The sequence below is a fragment of the Porphyrobacter sp. LM 6 genome (genome assembly GCF_001720465.1).
In the GTDB taxonomy this organism is placed as follows: Bacteria; Pseudomonadota; Alphaproteobacteria; order Sphingomonadales; family Sphingomonadaceae; genus Erythrobacter.
Genome location: NZ_CP017113.1, coordinates 2852244 through 2865815 on the forward strand (window position 1 = coordinate 2852244; position 13572 = coordinate 2865815).

A 13572-nucleotide genomic window follows, 5' to 3' on the forward strand; every position below is an offset into this window, starting at 1 on the left:
AATGTCGACAACCGAACGCAAGGCTTCAGGCGTCGGTTTTTCTGCGCGCGACCGGGTGAACCTGCTCAGCTCCGGCCTGTCTGGTACCAACCTCGAGCGCGGCAGCTCGCACAACCAGCGAGTGACGTTGCAGGCAATTCGGCTCAATGCGCCGGTAACCAAGGTCGAACTGGCCGAAATCACCGGGCTTACCCCGCCCTCGATCACCAACATCGCCCGCAAGTTGTTTGCTGATGGTCTGATCATTGAAGCAGGACGGCGGCGGGGTGAACGCGGCCAACCCGCGCTTAAACTTGCGATCAATCCTGACGGGGCATTCTCAATCGGCGTCAATATCGACCGCGATCACATGACGATGGTTGCGCTCGATTTCCTGGGCGAGCTGCGGCTTCGGATCGTCGAGAACATCCAGTTCCCGATGCCCGACCAGGTGCGGGATTTCGTCAGCAGGAACCTCGAATCGATACGCGCGGCTGGCGTGATCGACATGGGTCGGATTGCCGGCATCGGTGTGGCCATTCCGGACGATTTCGGCGGGGTCGACCTGCCCCACCGTCCGAGTGAATTCGCCATCTGGGAAACCGTTGACCTGAAGCAATTACTGGGAATGCACGGCCTCGAAGTCACTATAGAGAACGACGCAACCGCCGCGGCCATCGGCGAGCTTCAATTCGGACACGGGAGGGTCGCACAGACCTTCTTTTACCTGCTGGTCAACGCCGGGCTGGGCGGAGGCTTGGTGATCGACGGCCACTCCGTCACCGGTTCGTCCGGCCGAAGCGGCGAAATCGGCTTCTTGCCGATCGGTCGGACGCGGCGTAATCCGGTCGTCTTGCAAGATGTAGCTTCCCTGTCAGGCCTTTATAGTCACCTTGCCGAGACCGGATTTCCTGATCCCGGCCCGCTGGACCAGCTCAGTGGCGCACAGAGCGAAGCCGCGAGCCAGTGGATCGACAAGGCGGCCGATCTGCTGACTGAACCGATGATGGTCATCAATGCGGTCATCGACCCTGCCGCGATCTTCATTGGTGGGCGACTGCCGACTACGTTAGTCGATCAACTCTGCGACCGACTTGCGCTGAACTTCCGGCACCGCGGAGCGTCGCTGCCGGCGCGTGCGCCAATCCGCCGTGCCGAGCTTTCTGAGGACGCAGCGGCGATAGGCGCGGCTATCCTGCCATTCTCCAGCCGTTTCCTGCCCAACCGCACAGCGCTAATGAAGATCGACGCCTGATAGCAGGCTCAAGCAACTGCGGCAGGGCGCCGGGTTGCCTGTCCGGCAAGCGCTGCGGCAAGTGCGATCGGGCCGAGAGGGCCTGCCAGCGTGCCGAGCCCCGGCGGGGTGATATATTCTTCGATGCGATCGAGCTCGGGTGAGCTGACATAGCCGTTCAGGCTCGCCTGCAATTCGCGCCGTATGATCGGAAAGAGCTGCGGCTGCGCGGTAATCACACCACCGCCCAGGAATATCCGCCGCGGGGTCGCGCTCAGCACGATGTTGTGTAGCATTTGCGCTATAGCATGACCGACGAGGGTCCAGATCGGATCATCGGTCGCAATCAGGCTGGCGCGCATACCCGAACGACTGATGATAGAAGGGCCGGCAGCCAGCCCCTCAACACAGTCGCCGTGATAGGGACAGGATCCCGGCCAGGTATCGCCTGCCACGCGCGGGATACGCATATGACCCAGCTCAGCATGGCCGAACCCGCAGATCGGCGCACCGTCGACGATCAGTCCCACGCCCACTCCCGTGCCAATGGTGACATAGGCAAAGTCGGCAAGGCCGACAGCCGCGCCCCAGCGCATTTCCGCCAGAGCTGCGCCGTTCACGTCGGTATCGAGCACCGCCGGCACGCCGAGGCCTGCGCTGAGTTCCTGCACGATGTCGACGCCGGTCCAGCCCGCCTTCGGGGTCTGCCCGATCTTGCCCCACCCCGGCGAAGCCTTGTCCACATCCACCGGCCCGAACGAGGCGATGCCGAGCGCAGAAATGTCGCGGCGGGTTTCGAACCACTGGTGCAGGATCGCCTTAATCTGCGGCAGGGTGACATCTGGCGCGAGCGTATCGACCCGCTCCTGTGCGAGGATTTCGCCCGTCGGGGTTGCAAGCACGCAAACGCACTTGGTTCCCCCCAGTTCGACACCAGCCAGTATTGAAGTCGCCATCACCACCCCCACCGTTGAATCGCTCTCATTCCGCCACTTGCGATGTCCTCGCCTCGACATTCCAGCCCCGCACGCTGATCGTATGCGGCCTTGATGCGGACTTCGGCGACCGGATCGTCACGCTGCGCATTTCGCCCGGCAGCAAGGACACGTAATTGTCGCTCCAATATGCCGGCAGCACCCGCTCGCCCGCTGCATCGAGCAACGATAGCTTCACCAGCAGGGCCGGATGAGCGCTCGCGTTAGACAGCGTCGCCACGATTTCGTGTTCGTCGGCATGTGCCGTTTGCTTGGCGGACACGCTTACGTTTGCCGCCTTCATCGTGTCCATCGCGCGATAGCCTGAAGGTTCGCGGGCAAGCCAGTAGAGGTTCTCGCTCAGCAGGCGATCATCCTTGTCGAACAGTTCAAGCTTCGTGATCACCACTGGGGTGCCGTTAAAAAGCGTATCGGGCACAGCAGCGCCAATTTCGGCAACCGCGTAGGCCGCGACTTTAGCGGCGATCATGCGGTCATCGAGCAACCGCCCGTCGAAGGCGTAGTTGCGGACCCGTACCTTGCCCGCGCCAATCGCATCGCCAAGACTATTGACCACCGCCACAGAGTGTTCCGGCAGGTTTATCTGCACGTGAACCGGCTCCGATCCTTTCTTCGATCCGAAGAAGGCAGCGTGCGTGTCGTAGTCATAGCTATAGATCTGCCACGTCGTGCTCGGCCAAGCGGGATGGGTCATCCACAGCAGACGACCGCTGTTGCGTGTGAACAGGCCTGCATTCATGCCTTCGAAGATGGCTCGGTGGGCTTCGTAGTTCAGAAGCTGCGCCTTGTTCTCGAAATCGACCAGATCGCTTGCAGCACCTAGGCGGTTCTGCATCGCCTTCATGAAGCTTGCGACATCACCGGCCTTGCCCTGGTGCCAGTCGTGATAGGCCCAAGTGTCGCTGATCGGCCACTGGTCCTCAGCCGGCATCATCGTCCTGAAGGTTTCCAGCGTCGGGAAGGATGGCGTGCCGACCTCAGTGGAGAATCCTCGCCCGATTCGAGTGAAATAGGCTTCCGGCGGCTGGTAGTTCCACGGGCCGCTTCCGGCCATGTTCACCTCGCGTGAATTGGGCAGGTATGCGCGGGTGCCATCGATCTCGCGCACCAGCTTCTCAAGTCCTGTATTGAGCATGGGAGGCGGGACACCTTCGTTGCGTCCGATCCACAGCGCGATCGAGGGGTGATGCCGAAACTGGCTGATCGTGTCGGCGGCATTGGCTAGGAACAGCGCAGTATCGCCCGGTTCGCCATTGTGATCCTGGGTCGAAATCCAGAAGTCGTTGAGGACCAGCAGGCCGTATTCATCGGCAAGATCGAAAAACACGCGCTCGGTACTCTGACCCATCCAGTTGCGAATGGTGTTGACGTTGGCATCGCGGTGGAGCCGGAAAAAAGGCTCCATCCGTTCGCGCGTAACGCGTTTCATCCAGTCGTCCATGCCCCAGTTGCCCCCGCGCACCGCGATCGGCACGCCATTGACTCGGATCAGTAAGTGCGGCGCGAGAGCGTTATCCGCGACCGGAGCGAGCGCGGGGGACCCTGCCACATCGCGCGCCAGCGAAACGGCCCAACCGCCGGGCACCTTGCGGATACCCTTGTGCGCAACATCGAGCAGCTGCTCACCCATGCTGCGCGCCGGCGCGACCGCGACACGCTGCAATTCCTCGGCAGAATCGACCAGCGACAGCTCGTAGCTGATCTCGCGAATGCCGAAGCGGATGTCACGGGTGTCGCTAACGGCCCCATCGACGCGCGCGGTCAGAACGAGGGTATGCAGCACGGGCTCACCATAGCCGTTCGGCCACCAAAGCTTCGGGTTGCGCAGGCGCAGCTGTGCGAATCTATCGGGCGCAAAACGAACCGTTGAATTTGCCATCGGGGCAAGGGTTGCGGTCTGGCGCAAGGTAACATCGCCGAAGCGCGCCTCGATTTCGACCGCGCGTTCGGAGTCCGCATCATTGATGACCGGAACTTCGATGGTCAGTTCAGCCAGTGAATTATCAGGATTCGGCAGCACCGTGCGCACATGCGGATCGCCGATCCGAGCATCGCCGGTCGCCTCGAGCACAACCTCCTGCCACACGCCGGTATTGCGGTCGCGCACGCTCGGGATCCAGTCCCAGCCCTGACTCGCACTGAAGGTGGGGCCGTCGATCGCCATCGCCCCCCCGTTCTGACCAGGACCTGCGGTGAGCGATTCCTCATGCGGCAGATCCGGATGCGGCGGGGGCAAGACTCGGACGGCGACCGCAATGCGCTGTCCGGTCTGGAAGCGCGCCGGTAACACAAAGCGGCCGCGGATGAACGCGCCCTCGGTCATGCCGAGCCGCTCGCCATTGACCCAAATTTCGGCGGCATAGTTGATGCCGAGGAATTCCAATGCCTGCAGTTCCCGTTGGCCGCCATCGGGACGTTCGAATTCGGCACGCAGCCAGTAGTCCTGCTGGTTCAGGCTTTCGGGAATAAGCAGGTTGTTGAGGCCGTAAGCCGGGTCGGCATAGACCCCGTTGGCGACATAGGTCGCGAGGATGGTGCCCGGCACAATGGCAGGCAACCAGCCGCTAGCATCGAAGTCGGGTCGGGAAATTGTTGCGGGCGCCGTGCTCACATCCGGTGCGGCCGCAAGTCTCCATGCACCGACCACCCAGCGCCCTTCACCCGCAGGCGTCAGAGCGGCAGTTGGTGCAGGCTTGGCAGCCGGAGGCCCTTTCGCATCTGGCGCGCGACTGACCGGCAGGCTCGCGGGATCCTGCGGCGATGCCAGTCCCATGGTCTGCTTGGTCTGTAGTGGCCAGGTCGGGCTGCCGGTTTCAAACTGGATCAGCCGCTCATCTGGCTTGCGCCAATCCGTGCGCGCCACTAGCGGCGGATTACCCTGCCACATCGTCAGACTGGCGATCGCCCCGCGGAACACATCCTTGCCTTCAGCGCGCGGCGCCATGATCACAGCAACTGCCGCCGCGCTGGGCTGAAAACGCGACCTGACAACTCGTTCCCCGCTGACTTGCAGGGCAAGACCAGTGCTGTCCGCCGTAAGGGTGACCAGCAACCATTCACCCGGCTTTCCATGCACGGAAGACACGGCCCTTCCAGCCGCGCTTTCAGCGAAAATCCGACCGGAACGAATACCCACGTCGACCACAGCGTTGCCGCCTTGGTCGATAAGAGAAAGGACCGTTCGTGCGCCATCCGACGGCAAATCGATCCGGACCCAGCTCTTGATCGTCCAGGTAGACTGCGGATCTACAGCAACGGGAAAGTCTTTGCGGATGGCATTACCTGCCGGCGGAAAGACTGCATTGAGTGGGCCAGCAAGAATGACACCTGCTGTTGCTGCCTGAGCGCTGGCACTGGTGACCGGAGCCGCCAGGGCGCCAAGCACGAGCAGGAAGGCAAGAGCCTTGCGCAGCCAGACCATCGATTTCCTCCCCTCAACGAGTCGATACCCGCCATCATTTATGAAAACCATTTTAGGTATAGTTGTCACCTGAGGTCAAGTGACAATGGATTGCCACACACCCTGGTCGGCCAATTTGCCTAGATTCACCCGTCCATCTTTATGAGTTTCTCGAGGCCGGGCTCGAACCGACAGGTCAGGCGTCAAGTGCCTTCAGTTTAAATGAAACAAATTTCTTTACTAAAGCCATTATGTCGGTGTAGTCTCCAGGTCGAGGGGTAAAGAGGACGCGGTCAGAATGCACGCTGGATCATTTGATCCGGGTTTGGCGCATCGACCGATAGGGCTCGGCAGCCTTCAACAAAAAATAGATGTCGAGAGAGCCTAAAATGGCTGGGGGAGTGAAAACATGAAGCAGCATCTAGTCGCGTCGGGCTCAAAGCTGGCCCTAGTCGCAGGCGCCTTGGGCCTCGCATGCTCAGCAGCATCAGCGCAGGACAGCGCTCCTCAGAGCCCGGAAACGCCGGCTGCCGAGGTTGCAGATGCTGCGACTGACAACGTCATCGTCGTGTCGGGTGTGCGTCAGTCAATCGAAAGCGCAATCGACGACAAACGCCGAGCATCAGAGATCAAGGATGTCATCAATGCCGAGGACATCGGCCAGCTTGCCAACGATAACATTTCCGAAGCACTCCAGCGCATCACAGGCGTGCAGGTCAATCGCGGCAACGACGGCGAGGGCCGGCAGGTCCAGGTCCGGGGCCTTTCGGAGAATAACGTCACCGTAAATGGTGCCATTGCCTCGGGCACAGGCGATGTCGACCTCAGCAACGGCAATGACCGCAGCGTCAACTTCCAGGACCTTCCGGCCGAGCTGTTCGCTGGTGTCGAGATTCTCAAGGCGCTGACGGCGGATCAGATCGAAGGCTCGCTTGGCGGGACGATCAATCTTCAAACCCGCGCGCCGCTTTCCGGCAAACGTGATTTGATCCTCAACCTTTCGGGCACTGCAAAGCGCGCCGAGGTCGGTGATATCAATCGCCAGGACGGCAACCTCTTTTTGCAAAAGAAGTTTCTCGATACGCCGCTTGGCGATTTCGGTGTGATCGTTAATCTCGGTTACAAGGAGATTGCGAGCTACGCCTATGTCTATGGCGGCAACGAGGTGATCGACGCGCCGGGCATCTGGACGCGCCGGATCGGCAATGTCGATGCACCGCCCAGCCAGGGCACGAACCAGACCGCGCTCAACTACAACTTCTTCCAGCTCGCCACGATTCCCAATGCCACCGGTGGCGGATCGCGGCCCAATCCGTATCGCTATGCCGTTGACGATCCCAACGGGGACGGGCTGAGCGACGCCAACGATGTTTACTACATTCCCGGCGCCTTCGGCGTGTCCGAGCGCGTGCGCGACGATACCCGCAAATCGTTCAACGGCACGCTGCAATGGAAGCCCGCGTCCAATCTCGATATCCGCTTTGATGCGGTGCTGACCGATCTAAACGAGAGTCTGACCGGGGCGAACATGAACATCGTCTCGAACATCCCCCGTTCGGGGATTCTGGTCGGCGGCCCTGGTGCAACTTTTGAGCAGCTGGGTACCTCGGCTGGGTTCGGCGATGTCTATGTCCTCACCGGCGGCCGGCTGGCGTCGTTCACCACCCGCGTTGGCGCTGCGCCTTCGATCAACGAGATCGCACGGGAATCGCAACAGTTCTCGGCCGAGGCGACGTGGGACGCGACTGACAGCCTGACCCTTCATGCCAAGGCCACGACCTCGCGCGGAACGGCTAACACGCTCGATTTCGGTCAGCTCAGCGCCAGCATCGAACAACAGGGCGGCACCAATCCGCGCTTCAACAACCAGGATTTCTACAATTTCGTCGACTATCAGCGCGGCGACAACCTGATACCACTCGTCACCTTCTACGAAAACCCGTTCCCGTCGTCGGCCTACGGGGTCAATTCAGTGGTGGACGAGGCCAACCTGGTCACCCTCAACCCGGGCGATCTCAGCTACCGCCGCTACCGTTATCGGCAATTCCAACGCAATGCGGCCGATACCGAGAACACCGACGACTCCATCCGCTTTGATGCGACGTGGGAGCCTGACATGGGCTTCTTCGAATCCTTCCAGGCTGGTTTCCGTTGGGCCGAGCGCAGCTTTGAGCGCGCTCGGTATGAAAACCCCAACGAAGGGGGCGGCGTGACCGCCGTCCTTGGGCAGGGCGTGCGCGATCCGGTGCAGTCGATCAACATCTGGGCCGTGCCGCTCAACCCGGCCAACACCACTGATCCAGGTGCCGCGGCAACCGCAACCTTCCTCAGCTCATGTCTGACCACGGCCGGCAATCCCGACATTCTCGCGCGTTACGGCGGCAATCTCCCGATGACCTTCGGATCGACCGCCGGGTGTGATGTGACCGGTGTCGCGAACTACTTCAACCTGTTTGACATCCGCGCTGTAGACCCGGCGGCGGGCTCCGGGTTCTACGAAGTGGAAGACGAACGCTTCCGCGTCACCGAGCAGACCATGGCGGGATATCTGCGCGCCAATTTCCGTACTGATCTGGGCAGCGTGGCGATGTTTGGCAATGTCGGCCTTCGCTATGTCGAGACCAAGACAACCTCGTCGGGCTATCTGATCAATCCGGGTACGCCCACCAGCTACAGCATTGTCACCTTTAACAACACATATGACGACTGGCTGCCCTCGGCGAACGTCAATTTCGGTCTGTCCAAAGACCTCGTTGCCCGCGTCGCCTATTCGCGCACGCTGGGGCGCCCGGCGCTGACGCAGATCTCGCCGGGACTGGAACTAACCCGATCCGACGTCGATCCTGATTTCGCCGGCTTCGGGGTGGCGGGCAATCCGTTCCTCAATCCGGTCCACTCGGACAACTTCGACACCTCGCTCGAATGGTATTACGACAAGGGCAGCTATCTGTCGGTCGCGGCCTTCATTAAGAACATCGACACCACGATTTTCCGCGATCCGGTGCCCACGTCCCGTGATATCAACGGCGAGGTGTTCTCGGTCACCACCTTTGGCAATTTCGGCGGCACAAAGCTTAAGGGTATCGAACTGGGCGCGGCCCATGCCTTCACCTATCTGCCGGGCTTGCTGCGGCACTTGGGGATAACGGGCAACTTCACCTATATCGACGAGACAAGCGACCTTCGCGATCAGGAAGGCGATCCGATCGGTCGACGGGGCTTGTCGAAGTACACCTACAATGCCGGCGCCTTCTACGACGACAAGAAGATCAACCTGCGGCTCGCTTACAATTGGCGGTCCGCCTTCACTCGGCGTGAGATTGTGCAGCTCGGCTTTGCCCGGCCTGAGGCCCTGCCGGAAATCGAAGCAGCACGCGGACAGCTCGACTTCGCGGCGCGCGTCAATGTGAACCGCAACCTGCGCTTCACTCTCGATGCCGTGAACCTGACGAACACCGGAACGTTCCGTTACCTCAAGTACGAGCAGCTCGTGAACTACGTCTCGCTAGCTGGTCGCAGGTTCAACGTCGGCGTTGCCGTGAGCTTCTGATGTCTCGCGGGCGGACCATCACTGCCATCAGGCAGGCGAAGGCCCGCCCGGAGCAGCGTCGCTCCCATGAAGAACGGAGAAACGCAGTGACATTGCGGGCATTTGAGACCCGCTGCATCGCCGGACGGTTAGGCTTTGCGATAGTGCTCGCAGTGGCAGTAACGAGCCACCCAGCTAGGGCGCAAGCCGAAGCCAGCTGTGCCGCATCCCCTGAAGCTGCCGCACGCGGCTACAATTATATCCTCGGCACTCAGGCGATTGGCGGCCCGTACCAGCACACCAAAGGCAACCGTCTGATCGAGCAGGCCGAGAATGTCAGGGGCATGGGCTCGAACCTGCTCAAGATCTCGCTCGCGCAAGGGGCCGCGCCGAATTACGGTTCGCAGGAAGCCGCCCGCAAGGCCAGGTCCACGCTGGAGTATTTGCAGGCCTCGCCCGCTATCCAGCAAGCGCTCGACAAAGACTTCACCTACTATCAGGCGTGGGTCCACTCCTTCACGGGTGCCAACTGGCGCGACGGGGTCAATATGACCGAGGCGCGCCAATACTACGACGAAATGTATGCCCTGACGGCATGGCTGCTGGAACGCTACTCCGGCACCGGCAAGGTCTTCATGCTCGGGAACTGGGAGGGCGACTGGCTGCTGCTGGGCCGCCAGAACCGCGAACTCGATCCTTCGCCAACCGCGGTTGACGGCATGATCGCGTGGATGAAGATCCGCCAGCTGGCTGTCGACAATGCCAGGGCCGCCGTGCCGCACACGGATGTCGGGGTATATCACTACATCGAGGCCAATCTCGTCAAGAAGGCGGTGGAGGGCCGCCCCAGCATCGCCCATAGTGTGCTGAGGGAGGTCAATCCCGATCTAGTGTCCTATTCCGCCTACGAAGCGATCAAGGCATCGCCCAAGCCCGATCTGGAATCGATCCGTCAGCCACTGACCCAGACCCTCGCCTATCTCGAAGGGCAACTGGCGCCAAAGCCGGGCCTGCTCTTTGCGCGGCGGGTTTTCATCGGCGAATACGGTTATCACGCCGACAAGTCCAAGCCGCTGACCGTGAAGCAGCAATACATGAAAAGCCGCTTCGTAATGCAAGTCGCAATCGAGCTGGAGCTGCCCTTTGCGCTGATCTGGCAGATGTACAACAACGAGTACGCCGAGGACGGCACTTCCAAGGAAATGTCGCTGATTGATGAGAGCGGGCGCAAACGGGCGCTCTATCACCTTCATCAGCAATACTTCCAGACAATGCAGGGCTTCGTCGCGCAGTCGTGCCGCGACACCGGAGCGCCGCCTTCGCGCGAAGCCTTTGAAAAAAAGGCGTTGCAGGTGCTCAATGGGCTTGGCTTCGAAAAGATGCAGGCGCTGGGTGAAGCACCTGCGGGCTGACGGCGATCTTACCCGTCGTTTCGGGCGATATAGCCGAGCGCGGCAAGGAACGCGTCCATCGCGTCCAGCGTCTTGCGGTAATAGAGCTTGGATCGGCTCTGTCTAAAGAAGCCGTGCGGCTGACCTTCATAGAGATGCAACTGGCACCCCGATCCGGCCGCACGTACCTTGTCGCAATAGGCCTCGCCCGTTGCGACCGGGATAAGCTGATCGTTCGTGCCGAGCATGATGATCGTGGGTGGGTGGCCGCGCGTGATATTGTGGGCCGGCGAGAATTGGCGCCAATATGCGGACACCCGCTCGAAACCATAACCGTTAGGCCCGTTGTCGATCACCGGATTGAAAAGCACGAGCGCAGAAGGACGGTAGGTCACTTCGCTGGCTTCGTCCGGATCCTCGAACCCGTGGGAAGTCGCCAGCGCAGCGGCGAGGTGCCCGCCGGCCGATCCGCCGCCGGCGGCAATACGTTCGGGGTCGATCTTCAATGCTCTGGCATGGGTCCGCACATAGCGCATTGCCGATATGGCATCCGCCAGTGCGGTGCGCGGGTCGGTACCGTCGGTCTGTTCAAGGCGATAATCCGCAGAGATAGCGACCATGCCCTGTTCCGCCAGATGCCGCGCCTGATCGTACATGATCTGCGCATTGCCTTCGACCCACCCTCCGCCGTGGAAGAAGATGATCGCGGGTCTTGTGCCAGGAAAAGCCGCCGCATCAGGGTTGAAAACATGCAGAAAGAGTTCGCGGCTTGCAGTCGACTTGTAGCCAATCAGCTGGGGCTCGACGGTCGCTGCTTCTATCGGCGTCGGCGCGGAGACAACGTCGCCCTCTCCCCCCGGCTCTGCGCGCGTCGCCGCGCAGCCGAGCAGAACGGAAGCGATTACAAGCATTCCGGCAGACCGTTTCAATGACATTATCGATCCTGCCCCCAAGCCCGGACCACGCCCGCTTTACTTTCCTCAGCATACTATGCGGGTTTGCAGCAAGATCGGCAATGGGGGCTAGCGTAGCCGGCGTCTTTCGCAATCGCTTCGCTTTTAACCAGCGGACTTTGAGGTGCTGCGTGCCTGCATTGCAATGGAGAACGCCATGACGTTTCTTGCCCGTCTTATTGCGCTTGCGATCGCGATCTTTGGCGCCACGCTTGCCGTTGCCGACCAGCCTGATGCGAGCCGCGTCAACATCCTCATCATCACGGTCGATGACATGAACTGGAACTCGGTCGGTGCATTCGGCAGCCCGGTCAATGACATCACCCCAAATATCGACGCTTTGGCCCGCAATGGCCGCAGGTTCGATCGCGCCTACGTGACCGCATCGAACTGCTCGCCCTCACGCGTCGCCCTCCAGACCGGCCTCTATCCGCAGCAGACCGGTGCGACCGGCTTTTTCTACATTGACGATCGTGACACGCCCTCGATCGCGTCCGAACTGCGACGGCAAGGCTATTTCACCGGCGTGATCAACAAATCTGACGACACCAACGCCTCACCCGACCACCGTCTATATTGGGATATCCGAAAGGAGCTCGGAGCTGCGGGGAAATATTCGGCCCGCAAGATGGGCAAGGCCAGCGCTGGCTTTTTCGAGGCGGCGCGGACTGCACAAAAACCCTTCTATCTGGTGGTCAACATCGCCGATCCCCACAAGCCGAACTTCAATGATGACGCGGCCAAGGCATCGAGGGCTGATACCTATCTCCCCAGCCGGATCATCGCCGAATCCGAAGTCCCCGTTCCGGCCTTTCTGCCTGATCTTCTGGGCATCCGAAGGGATGTGCGCAACTACTTCAATTCGGTCAGACGCGCAGACGACACCGTTGGCGAAATCATGGCGTCACTGCGGGCAAGCGGTCTCGAGGAAAATACGCTGGTCATCTTCCTGTCTGACCATGGGATGCCGTTCCCATTCGCCAAATCGTCCGTCTACGACAACAGCCTGAAGACGCCGCTTGTGATGCAGTGGCCGGGCCGGATCACACCCGGCAGTGCCGAGGCCGGCCTCGTTTCAGCCGTCGATCTGATGCCCACCGTTCTGGAGGCAGCGGGCGTCAGTATGCCGGCCGGACCTCGCTATCTCGGCAGGTCGTTACTGGCGCCTTCATCGCCACCGCCACCCTATGTGTTTGGCAGCTTTGACGAGAATGCCAGAGGCTATCCCGTGCCAATGAGAGCCACGATCGGACAGGACTGGCTCTATGTCTTCAATGCCTGGTCCGATGGCGAGCACGCAATCAAGAACGACGATATGAACCACCAGTCCTATCGCCAAATGGTGCGCAATGCGCCCGCCGATCCTGCGATCAAGGCGCGCCTAGACTACTATCTGGGGCCGCCCGTTGAGGAATTGTGTCACTTGCAGACTGATCCCGATTGCCTCGTCAATCTTGCGGGTCTCCCCGCCTATGCCGGGGTGCTTGAGGAATTCCGGCAAGCGATGCGGGCCCAGATGCTCAGAACCGATGACTATCTGCTCGAGGCCTTCGATGTTCGCAGCGATCAGGCGAAACTCCGCACTTTTATGCGCCGCCTGAATGATGCCGCACAGGAGCGGGCGATGCGGCTGCAATGGAAGCGGCCAGATAACATTGCGGGCAGCGCGCGGGCTAACCGTCAATTGTTCCTCAAAAAGCAAAATCAATAGCTTGCTCGCCAGCCTTGACCGAGAAAATATTCAATCGGGGTGATGATGTCCGTAAGGCAATGCATTGCCAGGATTGAGGTTGCCCCGGCATATTAGAGGCCGTCAGTGGCAACCTCTTCATGGTCAGATCCGCCTACGCGCTCCAGTTCCATGAAGTGTAGACAGTACAGAGCAAGTTTGATGGCGGGGGGAGTGTGTTGGTCAAACTCCCTTCAGAGAAGGCGACGATCACCTGCTCCAGCTTCGGGTGGCAAAAGAGCGCGCAGCGCATAGCCTTGTAGTTGGCAAGTGTTGTGGTGAGCTTAGCGAATTCCACCGCCTTGGCCCAGCGGGATTAGCGCGCCGACCTTCGTCATTCACCCCTCCCCGCTTGACCGGCC

General features: G+C 60.7%; 7 protein-coding genes. 4 read left to right on the forward strand and 3 right to left on the reverse strand.

Translation table 11 applies throughout. From position 1 onward, the window contains the following. Position 1: 1 nt before the first annotated feature. A complete protein-coding gene (locus tag BG023_RS13735) occupies positions 2-1234 on the forward strand; it encodes an ROK family transcriptional regulator (RefSeq protein ID WP_069310939.1) in 1233 nt (410 codons plus the stop codon). Between the two features lie 8 nt (positions 1235-1242). Here BG023_RS13735 and BG023_RS13740 read toward each other — a convergent pair whose 3' ends face one another. Both BG023_RS13740 and BG023_RS13745 read right to left on the reverse strand, forming a co-directional pair. After that, positions 1243-2229: an ROK family protein gene (locus BG023_RS13740; RefSeq protein ID WP_335673838.1), complete on the reverse strand. Its 987-nt coding sequence runs from the start codon at positions 2227-2229 to the stop codon at positions 1243-1245. Continuing rightward, complete coding sequence (locus BG023_RS13745; protein WP_069310940.1) at positions 2195-5629, reverse strand: glycoside hydrolase family 2 protein; 3435 nt, start codon at positions 5627-5629, stop codon at positions 2195-2197. Before BG023_RS13745 ends, BG023_RS13740 begins: the two co-directional genes overlap by 35 nt. 388 nt (positions 5630-6017) lie before the next feature. On the opposite strand from BG023_RS13745, the gene BG023_RS13750 reads away from it, so the two are divergent. Both BG023_RS13750 and BG023_RS13755 read left to right on the forward strand, forming a co-directional pair. Continuing rightward, positions 6018-9158 (forward strand): TonB-dependent receptor, encoded by a 3141-nt coding sequence (locus tag BG023_RS13750; RefSeq protein ID WP_083234715.1) that lies wholly within the window; start codon positions 6018-6020, stop codon positions 9156-9158. Positions 9159-9244: 86 nt separating this feature from the next. Continuing rightward, on the forward strand, positions 9245-10549 hold the full coding sequence (locus BG023_RS13755) for a hypothetical protein (RefSeq protein WP_150122888.1): 1305 nt from the start codon (positions 9245-9247) through the stop codon (positions 10547-10549). 8 nt (positions 10550-10557) lie between these two features. Here the strand turns inward: BG023_RS13755 and BG023_RS13760 are convergent, their stop codons facing one another. Next, entirely contained in the window at positions 10558-11439 is an 882-nt protein-coding gene (locus BG023_RS13760; protein WP_069310943.1) for an alpha/beta hydrolase, read from the reverse strand. A gap of 199 nt (positions 11440-11638) precedes the next feature. On the opposite strand from BG023_RS13760, the gene BG023_RS13765 reads away from it, so the two are divergent. Then, positions 11639-13192, forward strand: coding sequence for a sulfatase family protein (locus BG023_RS13765; protein WP_190315779.1), 1554 nt, complete (start codon positions 11639-11641; stop codon positions 13190-13192). Positions 13193-13572 lie beyond the last annotated feature (380 nt).